At 72.0% G+C, this 17,842-nt stretch carries 17 protein-coding genes and 1 pseudogene; 15 read left to right on the forward strand and 3 right to left on the reverse strand.

Going from position 1 to position 17,842, the window contains the following annotated elements; translation table 11 throughout:
• Positions 1-59: 59 nt before the first annotated feature.
• Entirely contained in the window at positions 60-1,661 is a 1,602-nt protein-coding gene (locus tag FSW04_RS11280; protein ID WP_146919273.1) for an AMP-binding protein, read from the reverse strand.
• 89 nt (positions 1,662-1,750) lie between these two features.
• Between FSW04_RS11280 and FSW04_RS11285 the strand changes: the two genes are divergently transcribed.
• From FSW04_RS11285 to FSW04_RS27090, 9 genes and pseudogenes are all read left to right on the forward strand, one after another.
• A complete protein-coding gene (locus tag FSW04_RS11285; protein WP_146919274.1) occupies positions 1,751-2,737 on the forward strand; it encodes a quinone oxidoreductase family protein in 987 nt (328 codons plus the stop codon).
• 64 nt (positions 2,738-2,801) lie between these two features.
• On the forward strand, positions 2,802-3,245 hold the full coding sequence (locus FSW04_RS11290; RefSeq protein ID WP_146919275.1) for a hypothetical protein: 444 nt from the start codon (positions 2,802-2,804) through the stop codon (positions 3,243-3,245).
• Positions 3,242-3,652: a MaoC family dehydratase gene (locus FSW04_RS11295; RefSeq protein WP_146919276.1), complete on the forward strand. Its 411-nt coding sequence runs from the start codon at positions 3,242-3,244 to the stop codon at positions 3,650-3,652. The genes FSW04_RS11290 and FSW04_RS11295 overlap by 4 nt, the downstream gene beginning before the upstream one ends.
• Before the next feature lie 184 nt (positions 3,653-3,836).
• Positions 3,837-4,772, forward strand: a complete 936-nt coding sequence (locus FSW04_RS11300) for an ABC transporter permease (RefSeq protein ID WP_187369425.1) — start codon at positions 3,837-3,839, stop codon at positions 4,770-4,772.
• Between the two features lie 2 nt (positions 4,773-4,774).
• The gene (locus FSW04_RS11305; protein WP_146919278.1) at positions 4,775-6,334 is read left to right on the forward strand and encodes a sugar ABC transporter ATP-binding protein; all 1,560 of its coding nucleotides are present in this window, start codon (positions 4,775-4,777) and stop codon (positions 6,332-6,334) included.
• A gap of 76 nt (positions 6,335-6,410) precedes the next feature.
• Positions 6,411-7,604, forward strand: a complete 1,194-nt coding sequence (locus FSW04_RS11310; RefSeq protein ID WP_146919279.1) for a sugar ABC transporter substrate-binding protein — start codon at positions 6,411-6,413, stop codon at positions 7,602-7,604.
• Positions 7,605-7,697: 93 nt separating this feature from the next.
• A pseudogene (locus FSW04_RS28465) lies at positions 7,698-8,054 on the forward strand (alcohol dehydrogenase catalytic domain-containing protein); the annotation flags it as partial.
• 700 nt (positions 8,055-8,754) lie between these two features.
• Positions 8,755-9,507 (forward strand): SDR family NAD(P)-dependent oxidoreductase, encoded by a 753-nt coding sequence (locus tag FSW04_RS27085; protein ID WP_146919281.1) that lies wholly within the window; start codon positions 8,755-8,757, stop codon positions 9,505-9,507.
• Positions 9,504-11,117 carry an AMP-binding protein gene (locus FSW04_RS27090; RefSeq protein WP_146923671.1) on the forward strand — a complete coding sequence of 538 codons (1,614 nt, stop codon included), beginning with the start codon at positions 9,504-9,506 and terminating at the stop codon, positions 11,115-11,117. The genes FSW04_RS27085 and FSW04_RS27090 overlap by 4 nt, the downstream gene beginning before the upstream one ends.
• A gap of 10 nt (positions 11,118-11,127) precedes the next feature.
• Here FSW04_RS27090 and FSW04_RS11335 read toward each other — a convergent pair whose 3' ends face one another.
• A complete protein-coding gene (locus tag FSW04_RS11335; RefSeq protein WP_187369427.1) occupies positions 11,128-11,748 on the reverse strand; it encodes a TetR/AcrR family transcriptional regulator in 621 nt (206 codons plus the stop codon).
• A gap of 122 nt (positions 11,749-11,870) precedes the next feature.
• Here FSW04_RS11335 and FSW04_RS11340 point away from each other — a divergent pair, with 122 nt between their 5' ends.
• The 6 genes from FSW04_RS11340 to FSW04_RS11365 are packed head-to-tail and all read left to right on the forward strand — an operon-like array spanning position 11,871 to position 17,178.
• Positions 11,871-12,845 (forward strand): thiamine pyrophosphate-dependent dehydrogenase E1 component subunit alpha, encoded by a 975-nt coding sequence (locus tag FSW04_RS11340; RefSeq protein ID WP_228431154.1) that lies wholly within the window; start codon positions 11,871-11,873, stop codon positions 12,843-12,845.
• Positions 12,842-13,843, forward strand: coding sequence for an alpha-ketoacid dehydrogenase subunit beta (locus tag FSW04_RS11345; RefSeq protein ID WP_146919283.1), 1,002 nt, complete (start codon positions 12,842-12,844; stop codon positions 13,841-13,843). The genes FSW04_RS11340 and FSW04_RS11345 overlap by 4 nt, the downstream gene beginning before the upstream one ends.
• The gene (locus tag FSW04_RS11350) at positions 13,843-14,082 is read left to right on the forward strand and encodes a biotin/lipoyl-containing protein (protein WP_146919284.1); all 240 of its coding nucleotides are present in this window, start codon (positions 13,843-13,845) and stop codon (positions 14,080-14,082) included. The genes FSW04_RS11345 and FSW04_RS11350 overlap by 1 nt, the downstream gene beginning before the upstream one ends.
• Positions 14,079-14,801, forward strand: a complete 723-nt coding sequence (locus FSW04_RS11355) for a 2-oxo acid dehydrogenase subunit E2 (protein ID WP_146919285.1) — start codon at positions 14,079-14,081, stop codon at positions 14,799-14,801. The genes FSW04_RS11350 and FSW04_RS11355 overlap by 4 nt, the downstream gene beginning before the upstream one ends.
• On the forward strand, positions 14,798-16,156 hold the full coding sequence (locus FSW04_RS11360; protein ID WP_146919286.1) for an MmgE/PrpD family protein: 1,359 nt from the start codon (positions 14,798-14,800) through the stop codon (positions 16,154-16,156). Before FSW04_RS11355 ends, FSW04_RS11360 begins: the two co-directional genes overlap by 4 nt.
• On the forward strand, positions 16,153-17,178 hold the full coding sequence (locus tag FSW04_RS11365; RefSeq protein WP_146919287.1) for a DUF7065 domain-containing protein: 1,026 nt from the start codon (positions 16,153-16,155) through the stop codon (positions 17,176-17,178). Before FSW04_RS11360 ends, FSW04_RS11365 begins: the two co-directional genes overlap by 4 nt.
• Position 17,179: 1 nt before the next feature.
• Here the strand turns inward: FSW04_RS11365 and FSW04_RS11370 are convergent, their stop codons facing one another.
• Entirely contained in the window at positions 17,180-17,809 is a 630-nt protein-coding gene (locus tag FSW04_RS11370) for a TetR family transcriptional regulator (RefSeq protein ID WP_187369428.1), read from the reverse strand.
• Positions 17,810-17,842 lie beyond the last annotated feature (33 nt).

Below are 17,842 nucleotides of genomic sequence, written 5' to 3' on the forward strand. Positions count from 1 at the left end.
CGTGGACGCGCCCGTTCCGTCCGGACCCGGCACCCGGCCCCGGCGCCGTCGCCCCCCGCTCAGCCGGCGGCGGGCGCCTGGCGATCCCAGGCGCCGGCGAAGCCCAGGTCGCGCAGGGCGAACTTCTGGATCTTCTCCGTCGGGGTCTTGGGCAGCTCGTCGACGACCCGGACGTAGCGGGGGACCATGAACGCGGCAAGCTCGCGCGTGCAGTGGGCGATGAGGTCGGCGGGGTCGAGGTCGTGGCCCTCGCGGGGCACCACGACGATCATGACCTCCTCCTCGCCCAGCTCGGACGGCACGCCCACCGCGGCGCTCTCCAGGACGGCGGGATGCGCGTTGACCGCGCGCTCCACCTCGTAGGAGCTGATGTTCTCGCCGCGGCGGCGGATGGAGTCCTTGAGGCGGTCGATGAACGTGAACCAGCCTTCGGCGTCGCGTCGGCCGCGGTCGCCGGAGTGGAACCAGCCGCCCTCCCAGGCGGCCTCGGTGGCCTCCGGGTTCTTGTAGTAGCCGAGGAACATCGTGTTGGGCTGATCGGTGCGGATGACGAACTCGCCGGGCTCGTCGACGGCGGCCTCCGTGCCGTCGGGCCGCTGGATCTGCACCTGCGACCAGCTCAGCGGCACCCCGCACGTCCCCGGGTGCACCGCGTCGGGCCGATTGGCCAGCGCGACGCCCGCGCTCTCGGTCAGCCCGTAGATCTCGACGATCTGGACGCCGAAGCGCCGCTCGAACGCGTGGAACTGATCGGCCGGAGCCGAGCTGCCGGTGGTCAGGCGCAGCGGGTTGTCGGCGTCGTCGGGTCGCTCGGGCTGCTTGAGCAGGATCGTCAGGATCGCGCCGATGTAGTTGAAGATCGTGGCGCCCTGCGCGCGGACCTCGTCGAGGAACCCGGAGCCCGAGAAGCGGGCGGTCATCACGAGCGGGCGGCCCGACAGCAGCGCGGGCACGACGGAGATGGCCTGGGCGTTGATGTGGAACAACGGCAGGCAGGTCCACAGGACGTCGTCCTCGCGCAGGCGCACGTAGGTCTGCGCGTACTCGAAGCCGGTCACCGCGTAGGCGTTGTGACAGGTCATGACGCCCTTGGACGGCCCCGTCGTGCCGGACGTGTAGAGCACCGAGGCCAGGTCGCCCGGCCGCACGCGCGGCCGCGACGGCGCGGCGTGCCCGCCGTCCAGCAGCGGCGCGACGGGCACCCAGCGCGGGCCGGGGCTGTCGCCGGCCACGAGCAGGCGGTCGGGCCCGGTGCCCGGCGGCAGCGCGAACTCGTAGGCCTCGACGAGCGGGGCGTCGACGACGCAGATCCGCGCGTCGCAGTGCTCGACGATGTAGCGCAGGCCCTCCCCGCGCAGGTGCGTGTTGACCGGGACCAGCACGGCGCCCAGCAGCGCCGAGCCCAGCCACAGGTCCAGGAACGTGGGCCCGTTGGGCAGCATCACCGCGAGCTTGTCGCCCTGCCCGAGGCCGAGCGCGGCCAGGGCGCCGGCCGCGCTCTCGGCGCTCTGCAGGCCCTCGGCGAACGTGCGGTGCTCACCCTCGAATGTGAAGAAGCGGGCGTCGGGGGTCGCGGCGGCGCGGCGCTCGAGGATCTCGGGCAGCGTGGTCTGCTCGCCCAGGGCCCCGACGTAGGCCGGGGGCGCGACGGAGGTCGGCATCCCGCGACCCTGGCGGCGCCGGTGGCGGACTCCAACTGTTCCATCCGACAGTCGGCGCGCCGCCGCCGTCGCCCTAGGGTCGGCCGACGATGCCCGCGATGCACCAGGCCGTGGCGCTCAGCGCCTTCGGACCCCCCGAGGTCCTGCACTGGGTGAAGCAGCCCGTGCCCGAGCCCGGGCCCGGCGAGGCGCTCGTCGCCGTGGAGGCGATCGGGGTCAACTTCGCCGACACGATGGTGCGCCGCGGCGAGTACCGGCGCGACCAGCCCCTGTCCTTCACGCCGGGCTTCGAGGTCGTCGGCCGCGTCCTGGAGGCGCCCGACGGCGGCCCTGCGCCGGGCACGCGCGTCGCGGTCTTCACCGACGACGGCGGCGGCTACGCCGAGACGGTGGCCGAGCCCCTGCGCCGCGTGTGCACCGTGCCCGACGACGTGCCGGCGACGGTCGCGGCGACGCTCCTGGTCTCCGGCGTGACCGCCTGGTACGCCGTGCACCGCTTCGGACAGGTGCAGCCCGGCGAGGCGGTCCTGGTGCACGCCGCGGCCGGCAGCCTGGGGGCCACGTCGATCCAGCTCGTGCGCGCCGCCGGCGGGCGGCCGATCGCCACCGCGTCGACGGCCGCCAAGCTCGAGGTCGCCCGCCGCCACGGCGCGGAGGTCTCCCTCCTGTCGGAGCCCGAGACGCTGGCCGACCGGGTCCGCCAGGCCACCGGCGGGCAGGGGGCCGACGTCGTCGTCGACGGCGTCGGAGGACCGCTGTTCGCGCCGAGCATGCGCGCGCTGGCCTTCGGGGGGCGCTACGTCATCGCCGGGGCGGCGGCCCAGCAGCCCGGGACGCTGGACACCCGTGGCCTCATGCCCCGGACCCAGACCATCGCCGGCTTCGTCGTCGCGCGCGTGGCCGCGCGAGACCCCGCCGAGCCCCAGGCCGCCTTCGACGCGGTGCTCGACCTCCACCGCCGCGGCCTGCTCGTCCCCGACGTGACGATCATCGGCCGCGACGACCTCGTGGCCGCGCACCACAGCATCGAGGGGCGCCGGCACGTCGGCAAGCTCGTCGTCGACCTGCGCGCCTGACGTCGCGCGGCGTCTGGCACTTGCGCCAGTTGGCGCGCCCCGGCGCAGGTGCGAGGGTCGCCCGATGAAGAGCATGGGCGACGTTCCGCTGTTCTCCGAGCTCAGCTACGAGGAGCTGAGCGTCGGGCAGCGCTGGGGCCCGTTCGTGGAGTCCCTGGACCAGGACGCCAGCGACGGGCTGCGCGGGGCGCTGGGGTCGCCGGCGCCCGGCGCGCGCGCCCCGCTGGGCGTGCTGCCGCTGCTGACGCTGCGGGTCCTGCGCCGCGCCCTGCACGGGATCATCCCGGGCGGCGTGCTGGCCCGTCAGACGTTCTCCCACGTCGACGTCATCCCCGCGGCCGGAGATATCGAGATCCACGTCTGGGTCAGCGCGCAGCAGCGCCGACCCAGCGGCTTCTACACCACCTTCACCTTCGCCCTCGCGGTCGACGGCCGCACGCCGGCGATCGTCGAGTGGATGATCCTGGCCCCGCCGCCCGCCCAGGGCGCGGATGGAGGAGCGGCATGACGACCGGCTGGCGCGCGTTCCCCGAGGTGACCCACGTCATCGGGCGGACCGAGATCGACCGCTACGCGGAGCTCTCGGGCGACTACAACCCACTGCACATGGACCCCGAGTACGCCGAGGCGACGTCCTTCGGCAGCGTGATCGCGCACGGGCCGATCGGGCTCCAGACGCTCTTCGAGGCGGTCAGCACCTGGATGGGCGGCGACGGCGTGCCGGCGGGCGTGCGCATCGACGTGATCTACCGCGGCCCGGTCCGCATCGGCGACGCGGTGACCTGCCGGGCCGAGGACGTCAGCGACCACGCGGGCGATCTCGTCGTGCAGGCGCGCTGCACCAATCAGGACGGCGGTGAAGTCCTCCAGGGCCTCGTCGTGGTGCCGCGGCACCTCGCGCCGCGGGCCGATTAGCGCTTGTGACAGTACCCCCTCGCAGGTGGCGTGGAGAGAATGGCGCCCAAGCTAGGGCGAGACGGAGAGACTGATGTCAGAGAACGTGCCGAGCCCCGCGCTCGCGCTTGAGGATCGCAAGAGCGGCACCGGCGGAACGCCTGGCGGCGATGCCGCGCCCGGCTCCCGGCGGAGGAGCACGTCGATGGGCGTGCTCGCGAGCCGCTATGGCCTGCTCGTCGCGTTCCTCGTGACGATCCTCGTCTTCAGCCTCGCGCGGCCCCACTCGTTCCCGACGTGGCGCAACACGCAGTCGATCCTGACCCTGGCGGCGCCGTCGCTGATCATGGCCGTCGGCCTCACCGTCGTGCTGGTCATGCAGGACTTCGACCTGTCGATCGGCGCGATGATCGGCCTGGGCAGCGGCGCGGCCATGGACTTCATGGTCAAGAACGGCATCGGCACGGTGCCCATGATCCTCATCGTGCTGGCCATCGCGATCGGCGCCGGCCTGCTCAACGGCTACATGGTGGCCTTCCTCGGCGGCTCGTCGTTCATCATCACCTTGGCGATGGGAACGGTGTTAACCGGGGTGGAGTACGCCATGACCAACCAGGACACGGTGTACAGCGGCTTCTCGTCGAGCTTCACGGCGATCGGCCAGAACAACTTCCTGGGCCTGAACCTCCAGATCTGGATCGCCCTGGTGATCGGGATCATCATCTGGGTCCTGCTGGACCGCAGCGAGATCGGTCGCTACATGTACGCGATCGGCGGCAACTCCGAGGCCGCCCGCCTCTCGGGCGTGCGCGTGCGGATCCTGCGGGTGCTCGGCTTCGTGATCGTCGCCATCACCGCCGCGATCGTCGGCCTGCTGCTCACCGCCCAGGCCGGCTCCTACGCGCCGAACGTCGGCGGCTCCTACCTCCTGCCGGCCTTCGCGGCCGTGTTCCTCGGGGCGGCCGTCTTCCGGCCCGGCGAGTTCAACGTGCTCGGCACGCTGGTCGGCGTCCTGTTCCTCGGCGTCATCCAGACCGGCCTGACGATGCTCGACCTGCAGACCTACCTCATCAACCTGGTCCAGGGCGGCATCCTCATCACCGCGGTCCTGGTCAGCCGGCTCGGTCAGCGGCAGGCCTAGCCATGACCGAGGAGACGCAGGCCGCCGTCGCCGACGACGACTTCGGGACCCCCGAGATCGACGCCGTCAAGGCGATCGAGGTACGAGCGCTCACCAAGCGCTACCCCGGCGTGGTCGCGCTGGACCACGCCGACGTGACGGTCCCGGGCGGGAGCATCCTGGGCCTGCTCGGCAAGAACGGGGCCGGCAAGAGCACGTTGATCAAGGTGCTGGCCGGCGTCACCCAGCCCGACGAGGGCGAGATCCTCGTCGACGGCGAGGCCGTCCACATCCACAGCCCGCACGACGCCGCCGCGCTGGGGTTCGCGTTCGTCCACCAGGAGATGGCCGACGTGCCGAACCTGTCCGTGGCCGAGAACATCGGGCTGGGCCTCGGCTACCCGAAGGTCGGCGGCCTGGTCAAGCGCCGCGAGCTGCGCAACTGGGCGCGCGCGGTGCTGGACCGGCTCGAGGCGCCGATCGACCCGCGGGCCACGCTGTCGTCGCTCAGCGTCGCGGAGCGGCGGCTGGTCATGATCGCCCGCGGACTGGCGGCCAACGCGCGGCTGTTCGTGCTCGACGAGCCGACGGCATCCCTGACCGAGGACGAGATCGACCACCTCCACAAGGTGCTGCGCACGCTGCGCGACCACGGCGTGGCCGTCGTGTACGTCAGCCACCGCCTCGACGAGATCTTCGCGATCACCGATCGCGTGACGGTCATGCGCGACGGCCAGACCGTCTACACCGACGACACCAAGAACCTCGACAAGGCCGCGATGATCGCCCAGATCACCGGCTCGGCCGCGCGGCCCGAGCAGCGCCAGCGGCACATCATGGCGGGCGACGCCTCCGAGCTGCTTCGCGTGGAGGGCTTCAGCTCGCCGGGCGTGGTCGAGGACGCGGGCTTCACCCTGCGCAAGGGCGAGCTGCTCGGGGTCGCCGGGCTCGTCGGCGCCGGGCGCACGGAGCTCATGCGGCTCATCTTCGGAGCCGACCACGCCGCGTCGGGCAAGGTGTTCATCCGCGGCGAGGAGGTTGCGATCAAGTCGCCGCGCGACGCCATGCGCGCCGGCATGGCGCTGCTGCCCGAGGACCGCAAGGGCCAGGGCGCGGTGCTCGACTTCTCCGTCCGCAAGAACATCACGCTGACCAATATGTCGAAGTTCCGGCTGGCCAAGGGCGTGCCGCTGCCGGTCGAGCGCCGCGAGCGGTCGACGACGCGGGACCTCGTCCAGCGCCTGAAGATCAAGGTCGCCAACTCGGAGCATCCGACGCGCTTCCTGTCGGGCGGCAACCAGCAGAAGGTCGTGCTGGCGAAGTGGCTGGGCTCCAACGCCGACATCTTCATCTTCGACGAGCCCACCCACGGCATCGACGTGGAGGGCAAGGAGGAGATCTATGACCTGATGTCCGAGCTGGCGGCGAGCGGCAAGGGCGTCATCTTCATCTCGTCGGAGTTCACCGAGTTGGTGGGGGCATGCAATCGCGTGCTGGTCATGCGGGACGGCCGGCTGGTGAGTGAGCTCGAAGGGGACGCGATCACCGACGCGGCCCTCGTCGAGCTCTGCTACTCGCACTGAGGCAAGCGCGGGGTCATCGATACATCGCCGACGGCCCACCGGAGGTGGGCGACGGCACAATGGAGGAGAGGCACACATGAGGAGTTTCGTCCACGGGTCGCGGCGATGGCTGCTTGCAGTCGTCGGCGTGAGCCTGGCGTTCGCGGTCGCCGCGTGCGGCAGCAAGAACAACAGCAGCAGCAGCGGGAACAGCAACGTCAGCAAGGGCTCGGGCATCCGCGCGAGCACCGGCTCGCGTGCCGAGCAGGCCACCGCCGACGGCAAGAAGGTCGGCGCGTCGATGGGCGCGAAGGTCGCGCTGCCGGTCAAGACGATCGGCATCATCAACTTCCTGAACGGCATCGAGTCCTCCGACCGCCTGGCCGCCACCGCCAAGCTGGCCGCGAGCAAGCTCGGCTGGAAGACCATCCAGTGCGACGGCAAGGGCACCCCGACGGTGTTCGTGGCCTGCGGCAACTCGCTGCTGGACCGCGGGGTGGACGGCATCGTCGAGATCGCCATCGACCCGAGCCAGATCCAGTCCGTGCTGACCAAGGCCAAGAAGGCCGGCGTGCCGGTCGTCCAGGCCGGCGGCGGCGCGCTGCCCAACGGCGACTTGGCCGGCAACTACGGTCCTGACGAGGTCAAGGCGGGCCAGGTGCTCACCGACGGCCTCATCAAGAAGCTCGGCCCCGGCGGCGGCGGCGTGATCATCCACGACTTCCCCGCGGCATGGGCGAAGGACCGCACCGATCAGCTGCGCAACCGCATCAAGCAGGGCAACACCAAGCTGACCATCCTGAAGAACACCATCACCGACGCGGCGAACATCGTCCCGTTCACGCGCAAGACCACGACCGACGAGCTCACGCAGTACGGCTCCAAGGTCAAGGCCTTCTGGATGGCGTTCGACACGACCGGCCAGATCGCCGGGCAGGTCATCTCGGCCAAGTACGCCGGCAAGTCGTTCCCCGACAAGCCGCTCGTGGCGACGTTCCACGCCGATCTCGGCACCCTGGACCTCATGCGCCAGGGCAAGATCGACATGACGTCGGAGGCCAACTACGACGCGTCGGACTGGATCGCCGTCGACCAGATGGCGGAGTACTTCGCCCGCAAGACGCCCCCGTCGCAGGACAACCAGCCCAAGTACCCCGTGGTGGGCGACGTGTTCAGCTACGAGATCATCGACAGCAGCAACCTGCCGCCCAAGGGGCAGTACGTGGCGCCGAAGCTGGACGTGCCGTCCTTCTTCGCCTCCAAGTGGCAGACGGAGTTCACGACCGGCTGATCCCTGCCGGACCCCGCCGTCCGTCGTCCGCCGCCCGTCGTGGGCGGCGGACGCGGCGGGCGGGTGCCGTCGTCGTCCGATCGTGCGAGACGCATGCTCCAGCTGAGCTACCGCGGTGCGGGACGGCTTGCCGTCGATGAGGTGGCGGCGCCGGCGCTGCGCGCCGGCGAGGTGCGGGTGCGTGTGCACTCCACGGGTCTGTGCAAGTCCGACGTCTACGGCTACAGCGGTCGCAACGACCGCCGTGACGCGGTCCTGGAGCCCGGCGGCCTGATGGTCATGGGCCACGAGATCTCCGGCCACGTCGCCGAGGAGCACCCCGGCGCCGGCGGCCCCCCCGTCGGCACGCCCGTCGCCGTCAACCCGATCGTCGGCTGCGGCGCCTGCGCGCACTGCGAGGCCGGCGACGAGAACGTGTGCGAGCGGCGCACGGTGATCGGCTGCCTGCCGTCGGTGCCCGGCGGCTACGCCGAGACCGTCGCGGTCCCCGCCCGCAACGTCCATCCCCTCGCACCCGGCACGCCGCTGGAGTGGGGCGCCCTGGTCGAGCCGCTCACGGTCGGCGCCCACGGCGTCCGCCTGGCCGACCCCAGGCCCGGCGACAGCGTGCTCGTCATCGGCGGCGGCATCATCGGCCTCGGCGCGGCGCTGGCCGCGCGACGGCACGCGGGCGACGGCGTGCTCGTGCTCGAGCCGGTGCCCGAGCGCCGCGACCTCTGCGCGCGCCTGGGCCTGGAGGCCGCCGACCCCGGCGACGTGCTCGGCTCGGGCCGGCGGTTCGACATCGCCGTGGACTGCGTCGCGCGGCCCGAGACCTTCGCCGGCGCCGTGACCGCCGTGCCCCCCGGGGCATCGTCGTGCTCGTCGGCATCTGGGAGGACGTCATCCCGCTGCCGGTCAGCGACGTCGTCTGGCGCGAGACGCGGATCCACGGGTCCTACGGCTTCACCACCGCCGACTTCGCCGACGTCGTGGCGTGGGTGGGCCGCGGCGAGGTCGACCTCGCTCCGGTCATCGAGCACCGCGTGGGCTTCGACGGCGTCATCGACGCCTTCGCGGCCTACGCCGACGGCAGGCTGGACGCGGTCCGCACGCTCTTCCAGCCGGCGGCCCCGCCGGCCCCACCGATCCGACGACCAAGGAGTAGGACATGCTCGACACGGGACTCGCCGAGAAGGTCTGCCTCGTCACGGGCGGGGCCAAGGGCATCGGCCTGGCCACCGCCCGGATCCTCGCGGGGGAGGGCGCGGTCCTCGCCCTGGCCGACAACGACAAGGCCGGCCTGGACGCCGCCGAGGTCGGCCACGACGCCGACGACGACGTCCTGCGCATCGCCGGCGACATGTCCAAGCGCGCCGACGTGCAGCGCACGCTGGCCGAGGTCAAGGAGCGCTTCGGCCGCCTCGACGTGCTCATCCACTGCGCCGGCATCTACCGGATCGCCCCGTTGCCCGACGTGACCGACGAGGAGTGGGACGCCGTCCTGGACGTCAACCTGCGCAGCACGTTCCTGCTCGGCCAGGGCGCCATCGAGCTCATGCGCGAGCACGGCGACGGGCGCATCGTCCTGTTCAGCTCGTTCGCGTCGCGCACCGGCGGCCTGCGCTCCGGCGCGCCCTACGCGGCGTCGAAGGCCGGCGTGGCCGGGCTGTCGCGCCACCTCGCCGGCTACGGCGGCCCGCTCGGCGTCCGGGTCAACTGCATCCTCCCGGGACTGACGATGACGCCGATGACCACGATCCTCAGCGAGGACGCCTTCGAGGAGGGCATCGCGCGGACGCCGCTGCGCCGCGCGTCGACCGCGGACGAGCAGGCGAGCATCGCGGTGCTGCTCGCCTCCGATCTGACCAGCTTCGTCCACGGCGTGTCCCTGGACGTCAACGGCGGGATGTACATGGCATGACCGACGCACGGACGCACCTGGACCCCGCAACGCCGACGCTCGACGCGATGGGGGAGCGCACGATCACCGACCTGCTGGAGGAGCAGGCGGGCCAGTTCGGCGACCGCACGCTCATCGTCTTCGAGGACCGCACGGGCGCGATCACCGAGCTCAGCTACGCCGAGGTCCGCGACCGCGCCCACCGCTGCGCCGCCGGGCTGGCCGCCAGGGGCGTCGGCCGCGGCGACTACGTCGTCGTGCACCTGCGCAACTGCCCCGAGCTGCTCGTCGCGTGGTTCGGGATGGCTCGGCTGGGCGCCGTCTTCGTGCCGTCCAACGTCGCGAACACCGCGTCGGAGATCGGGCACATCATCGCCACCACCGGCGCCCGGCGGGCGATCACCGAGCCCGACCTCGTCGAGCCCGTCGAGCAGGCCGTCGCCGACGCCGGCGGCGGCCTGGAGATCCTCGTCGCGCGCGGCGCCGCCGGCTCCCATGCCCGCTTCGAGGACCTGCTGGAGACCGGCGGCCCGGTCCCCGACGACCAGGCGCGCTCCATGGACGTCTGCGAGCTCATCTTCACCTCGGGCACCACGCGCAAGCCCAAGGCCGTGATGCTCACCCACGCCAACTGCCTGCGCGCCGGGCTGGACTCCGTGCACTGCCTGTGGCTGACGCCCGGCGAGCGCTGCCTGACCGCGCTGCCGATGTTCCACGTCAACGCCCAGGCCTTCAACCTGTTCGGCAACCTGACCGTGGGCGGCACGCTCATCCTGCTCGAGGAGTTCCGGGCCTCGAAGTTCATGCGCCAGGTCCGCGAGCACGAGGCGACGCAGACCTGCCTCGTGGCGATGCAGCTGCGCACGCTCATCGCCCAGCCGGTCGACCCCGCCGAGCGCGACCACAAGGTCCGCCGGCTCTTCTTCGCCATCAACGTCACCGACGAGGAGAAGGACGCCTTCGAGGAGCGCTTCGGCATCGAGCTGATCAACGGCTACGGCCTGTCGGAGGCCATGACGCTGCTGGCCTGCTCGCCCATCGCCGGGCCGCGGCGCTGGCCGTCGATCGGCCTGCCCTCGCCGGGCCGCCGGCTCCTGCTGCTCGACGACGAGGGCCGCGAGGTCGCCCAGGGCGAGGTGGGGGAGATCGTCGTGGAGGGGACTCCCGGGCGCGACATCATGCTCGGCTACCTCAACGATGAGGAGGCCACCGCCGCGGCGCTGCACGGGCGCCTGCTGCACACCGGCGACAACGCCTACGCTGACGAGAAGGGCTACCTGTACTTCTTCGACCGCAAGAAGGACATGATCAAGCGGGCGGGGGAGAACGTGTCGGCCATCGAGGTCGAGTCGACGCTGCTCGAGCACCCGCAGATCGCCGAGGCGGCCGTGGTCGGGGTGCCCGACGACATCCGCGACGAGGCCGTCGCCGCCGTGGTCGTGCCCACCGAGCCGGGCGTGCTCAGCGAGCAGGAGGTCATCGACTACTGCCGTGAGCACCTCTCGAAGTTCAAGGTGCCCACGCTGGTCACGTTCGCGACCCAGCTGCCGCGCACCTCGATCGGCAAGATCCGCAAGGACGAGCTGCGCAAGGAGCTGACCGGCGCGCCCGCGCCACCCCCGGCGGGGTGACCGCGGCCGCTCAGCGGACCTCGAGCCCCCGCAGCGCGATCCGCGCGAACGTCTCGGCGACCTCCTCGGCCGTCAGCGGGCCGCCCGGCTGGAACCACGTGTAGCCCCAGTTGGCCATGGCCAGCAGCGCCTTGGCCGCGATGGCCGGGGGCACGTCGACGAACGCGCCCCCCTCGCGGCCCTCGGTCAGGACGCGGTGCAGCATCTGCTCGTAGAAGTCGCGCTTGATGACCAGCTCGTTCCAGCGCTCGCCGCCGACGGAGCGGTGCTCGGCGAGGAAGACCGTGACGCCGTCGCGGTGGCGCGCGACGAACCCCATGGCCGACCGCAGCGTGGCGGCGACCTTCTCCGCCGGCGTGGCCGAGGAGCCGACGATCCGCATCATCTCGGCGATGAGCTCGTCGATCATCTGCTCGTGGATCGCGAAGAGCAGGTCCTCCTTGCGACGCACGTGGTGGTACAGGCTCGGCTTGCGCATGCCGACGGCGGCGGCGATCTCCGACATCGACGCGGCGTGGTAGCCGCGCTCGCTGAACACGCGGGTCGCGGCGGCGATGATGTCGGCGCGGACCGGCGTCGCGGACCCAGTGTCCGGCCGGGCCGACCGGCGCTGCGGATCGGTCGGGGACAAGCAACCTCCAGGTCGTGGTCGGAGGACGGAATCCAGGTTTGCCGTGCTCCTCCGCACACGGTACAGTGGCCCCAGCCTACCGTGCGGTAGGGAATGGTTCGGGGTCGAAGAGGAGATCGGTTTTGGCAGAGTCCCGCACGTCCACGGTGGAGTCCCCGTCAGGAGCGGAGGCCGCGCAGGCGCGCTACCGCCTCATGCGGCTCAGCCGCCGCTTCGAGGAGACCGTCCACGAGCAGTTCCATGAGGGCAACGTCCCCGGGCCGCTGCACCTCTCCATCGGCCAGGAGGCCGTCGCGGTCGGCGCGATCTCGCCGCTGCGCGTCAGCGACGCCGTCCTCTCCACGCACCGCGGTCATCACCACTGCCTCGCCAAGGGCGCGAAGGCCGACCGCCTGATGGCCGAGCTGCTGGGCCGCGAGCCCGGCTACTCCCGCGGCCGCGGCGGCTCCATGCACGTCGCGATCCCCGACATCGGGCTGCTGGGCACGAACGGCATCGTCGGCGCCGGCATCCCGATCGCCACGGGCGCGGCGTACGGCATGCAGGCCCAGGGCCGCGACGACGTCACGGTCTGCTTCTTCGGCGAGGGCGCCACCGGCACCGGGGCCTTCGGCGAGTCGTTGAACATCGCGGCGCTCTGGAAGCTCCCGCTCGTCTTCATCTGCGAGAACAACCAGTACGTCGAGCTCACGCCGCAGAGCGTGCACGTGGCCGGCGAGATCCACCGTCGCGGAGAGTCCTTCGGGATGCCCGGCGTCAAGGTCGACGGCAACGACATCGACGAGGTCCTCGCCGCGGTGGGCGACGCCGTCGCGCGGGCGCGTGCCGGCGAGGGCCCGACGATGATCGAGGCGGTCACCTACCGCTGGTTCGGCCACTACGCCGGCGACAAGGCGGCCTACCGCGAGTCCGACGAGGTCGAGCAGTGGCGGGCCAAGGACCCGCTCGTGCGCTCGCGCGCCAAGCTCGACGCGGCCGTGGCCGACGAGCTCGACGCCTCCGCCGAGGCCGAGATCCAGGCCGCGCTGGAGTTCGCCCTCAACAGCCCGATCACGGGCCCCGACTCCCTGGCCCTCGACCACCTCGCCACCACATGACCGCCACCACCGAGACCGCGCAGACGCGCTCCCTGAAGACCTGGCAGGGCATCAACCAGGCGCTCACCGAGGAGATGGAGCGCGACGAGCGCGTCGTCCTCGTCGGCGAGGACGTCGGGCGGCCCGGCGGGCCCTACGGGGTCACCCGCGGGCTGCTGGACAAGTTCGGCGGCCTACGGGTCCGCGACACCCCGATCAGCGAGGCCGTCCTCGTCGGCCTGGGCGTCGGCGGCGGCGCCGTCGGCCTGCGTCCCGTCGTCGAGATCATGTTCTTCGACTTCGCGATGATCGCGATGGACCAGATCGTCAACCAGGCGGCGAAGTTCCGGTACTTCTCCGGGCACTCCATGCCGCTGACGATCCGCACGATGTGCGGGGCCGGCGGCCCCAACGGGGCGCAGCACTCGCAGAACTTCGAGGCGTGGTTCTGCGCGGTCCCGGGGCTGAAGGTGATCATGCCCTCCAACGCGCGCGACGCCAAGGGGCTGCTCAAGGCCGCGATCCGCGACGACGACCCGGTGCTGTTCATCGAGACGCTGGGCATCCTGCCCACCCGCCGCGACGTGCCCGTCGACGAGGACTTCGTGCTGCCCATCGGCGTCGCCGAGACGCGCCGCGAGGGCACCGACGTCACCGTCGTGGCCATCGGCCGACTCGTCGACCGCGCGCTGGAGGCCGCCGAGACGCTGGCCGAGGAGGGCATCTCGGTCGAGGTCATCGACCCGCGCACGCTGTCGCCGCTGGACACCGATGCGCTGGTCGCGTCCATCCGGCGGACCGGCCGCCTCGTCACCGCGACGGAGGCCACCGCGCCGTGCTCCATCGGCTCGGAGGTCTGCGCGCTGGCCGTGGAGAACTGCCTGTCCGAGCTCAAGTCGGCGCCCGTGCGCGTCGCCTCCCCGTTCATCAACGTGCCGACTCCGGTGCCGCTCGCCGAGTGGCGCGCCCCGGGCCCCGACGCCGTTGCCGATGCCGTCCGAAAGGTGATGCAGGGCTGATGTCCGACCGCGTGGAGATCGTCATCCAGGACCCCGGCAACACCGAGGAGGTCGAGATCGTCGGCATCGAGGTGAAGGTCGGCGACACGGTGGCCGAGGGCGATGCGCTGCTCGAGGTGGCCACCGACAAGGCCAACATGGACATGGAGGCACCGTCGGCGGGCACCGTGGCCGAGATCCTGGTCTCCGAGGGCGACATCGTCCCCGTCACCCAGGTCCTGATGGTGCTGGAGTCATGACCCAGGTCGCGGCGCCCACCGGGCGCGGCGAGCCCGAGGTCCGCAAGCTCTCGCTCATGCGCCGCGCCATGGCGCGGCGCATGGTCGAGGCGTCGGCGGTGCCGTGCTTCTACCTGCGCGTGACCGCCGACGCGACCGCGCTCATCGCCGCCCGCGCGCAGATCAAGGCCTCGGGGGTCACCCCGGTCCCGTCGATCAACGACTTCATCGTCCTGGCCGTGGGCCGGGCGCTGCGCGCGCACCCGCACGTCAACGCCTCCTGGGGCGACAACACGGTCGAGGTGCACCCGCGCGTCAACGTCGGGGTGGCCGTGGCGGTCGAGGGCGGGCTCGTCGTCCCCGCCGTCTACGACACCGACCGCCTGGACGTCCACGGTGTCGCCGCGGCCGTCCGCGAGGTCGCCGGCCTGGCCAACGCCCGCAAGCTGGGCCGCGAGCTGCTGGAGGACGCGACCTTCACGGTCTCCAACCTCGGCATGTTCGGCATCGAGGACTTCGACCCCATCATCAACCCGCCCCAGGCGGCGATCCTCGGCGTCGGGACGGTCACGCCCGACGCCGCGGGGCGGCAGGCGATGCGCCTGACGCTGGGGTGCGATCATCGCGTTCTCACCGGCGCGGAGGGCGCGCCGTTCCTGGTCGACGTCAAGGAACGACTGCAGGACCCCGACGGCCTGCTGGCCGCCGGACCGGATCCGAGCGAGGAGGGAGCATCATGAGCACCGTGCACCAGTCCACGACGAGCGTCGGCCGGCAGCTGGGCCGCTTCGTCGCCGAGCTGGCCGACGCCGACGTGCCGGCCGAGGTCGCCGAGAAGCTGCGCACCAGCCTGCTGCACAACCTCTCCTGTGCGCTCGGCGCCTCGACGCAGGGCGCCGCGCTCTGGGAGCTGGCGCGGGGGCGCGGGCCCGCCGAGGCCACGATGCTGTGCGACGGCGACCGGGTCCTGGCCGAGGACGCCGCCTTCGCCAACGGCGCGCTCATGCACACGCGCGCGCAGGACGACACGTTCTTCGCCGGCAAGACCCACATCGGCTCGGCCGTCTTTCCGGCCGCGCTGGCCATCGCCGAGCGCGAGGGCTCCGACGGCGCGGCGTTCCTGCGCGCGATCACCGCCGGCTGCGAGGTCGGCTGCGCCGTGTCCGAGCGCCTGGCCGCGGTGTCGACCGCGCGCGGCTTCCGCGCCACGCCGGTCTTCAGTCCGCTGGGGGCGGCCGCCGCGTCGGCGTCGCTGCTGGGCCTCGACGCCGAGGGCATCAGCAACGCGATCGCCATCGCCGCGAACTTCGCCGGCGGCCTGAACCAGACCTGGATCGACGGCACCAGCGAGTACCGGCTGCACCTCGGCATGGCGGCCCGCCACGGCGTGCACGCCGCGCGGCTGGCGCAGGCCGGCTTCACGGGCGCGCCGCACTGGTACGAGGGCGCGGCCGGCTTCGCCAACGCGTTCGCCGGGCCCGACGCCGACCTCGACATCGCCGGCGACTGGGAGCTCGGCACCCGCTGGCGCTCGCTCGACGTGACCTACAAGCCCTATCCGGTCTGCGCGATCACGCAGAGCCCGGTACAGGTCGCGATCGACCTGGCCAACCGCCACGACATCGACCCGGCGCAGATCGTCGCGGTGCGCGTGCACCTCAACCCGGCCGACCGCAGCTACCCGGGCACGGTCAACGAGGGCCCGTTCGTCGACGTCGGCGCGACGCTCATGAGCGCGCAGTACTGCGTGGCCATGGCGCTCAAGCACCGCTCGGCCACCCTCGAGGGCCTGCGTGAGTTCGACGACGAGGTCATCGCCCGCCTGGTCTCGGTCACCGAGGTGCTCCCCGACGAGGGCCTGCCGTCGCTGGCCGGCCGCGTCGAGGTCGACCTGGACGCGGGCACCGTCGGCGGCGAGCTGGTGCCCGACGTCTACACCTACGGCTGGGACTGGAACGGCGTGGTGGCCAACATCAAGCGCATGGAGCCCGAGATCGCGCTGGACCGCGCCCAGCTCGACGCGCTCGAGCAGGCGGTGCACGGCCTGGCCGACCTGGACTCCGTGTCGCCCATCGTCCGCGGGACGGTGGCGTGAGCCCGGCGGTCGTCGATCCCGAGGAGGACCTCTTCCACGAGCCCGACCCGGCCCGGGAGCGCTGGCGGGAGAGCTTCTACTTCGACTTCTACGACTTCAAGCACGGTCTCGGCGGCTACTCGAGCATCGGCTACCGCCCGTCCAAGGGCTCGTTCGGCTCGATGCAGGTCGTCTGGGGCCCCGGCCTGCCGACGCTGGGCGCCAGCGAGTACGGCCGCTACGAGGAGCACACCGGCCACCGGGAGGTCGGCGGCCTGCTCTACGTGCCGCGCGCGAAGCTCGGCACGTGGAGCTTCCGGTTCGACGGCCATCTCAACGACGGCGGCTCCGACGTGGCGGTCGCGATCCCGGCGCTGCGTGGGGCCGACACGCCCGAGTGCCTGTCGGTGCCCGTGTCCTACGACCTGGACTTCACGCCCGACCAGCCCGCCTACATCTACGAGGAGAACCCGGAGTGGGACGGGCTCTTCGACGGCCACGTCGACGAGGTCGGCCGCGTGACGGGGACGATGACCGTCGACGGGCGCACGTACGAGATCGACGGCCGCGGCGCCAAGGACCACTCGTGGGGCTCGCGCGACTGGTCGCGTCCCAAGGGCTGGCGCTGGGCCGACATCCTGTTCGAGGAGGGCTCGCAGCTCACGCTGTGGCGCGCCACGTTCGACGGGACCCGCTGGCTGCAGGACGGGGCGATCTACGCCGACGGCGCCGCGCACCCGATCACCTCGTTCACCGAGCACCTGACGTTCGCCCCGCGCCCGCGGGCCGACCGCCCCGACTCGTGGGAGTTCACGGTCGGCGCCGGCGAGCAGGAGATGCGCGGGACCTGCGAGATCCTCAACGTCGTGCCGCTGCTGTTCAGCATGCGCGACGAGCGCGGTGAGAAGGCCACGATGTGGAACGACAAGGCGTCGTTCCGGTGCACGCTGGAGGACGGCCGCGTCGGCTACGGCAACGCCGAGTTCCAGTTCCGGGCGCCCGCCTCGGGCACCGCGCCACGCCCGCTGGTCGCCGGCGCCTGAGTCAGCGGGTGGGGCCGGGGACGCGCTGCGCGACCCCGGCCGACACGAGCGCCGTGGCGTGCTCGATGTAGCGCTCGACCAGGTCGGGGTCCATCGTGGCCTGGAACGAGCGCTCCAGCAGCGGGCCCGCGGCGAACAGGAACTCGCAGATGCCCACGACGCTGAAGAAGAACAGCGTCGGGTCGATCTCGCGCCAGCCGCTGCGGCGGCGGCCCTCGGCCAGCAGCGTCGCGTAGAAGTCGCGGGCGGGGATCGCGAAGGACGCGCTGATGCGGTCCACGGCGCCGGGCTCGGCGCGCTGCAGCCGCTCGTTCATCAGCCGGTTGACGTAGGGATAGCGCACGTAGTTGCGCACGATCTCGGCGACGTGGCGGTGCAGCGCCTCCTCGGGGTCGAGGTGCAGGGCCGACAGCCGGTCGATCTCGCTCGACAGCCCCCGCAGGACGCGCTCGAGCAGGGCGTCGAGCAGCCCGTCCTTGCTGCCGAAGCAGTACTTGACCATCGCGACGTTGACGTCGGCGCGGTCGCAGATCTCGCTGACGGTGGCCGTGTGGGTGGCGCGCTCGACGAACAGGTCGTGGGCGGCGGAGAGGAGCTTCTCGCGGGTGATGTCGGCGCCTCGGCGGGCCACGCGGCCCATCCTGACGCGATCGCCCTTGACATT

Origin of the sequence: Baekduia soli (genome assembly GCF_007970665.1) — a bacterium.
GTDB classification, from domain to species: Bacteria; Actinomycetota; Thermoleophilia; order Solirubrobacterales; family Solirubrobacteraceae; genus Baekduia; species Baekduia soli.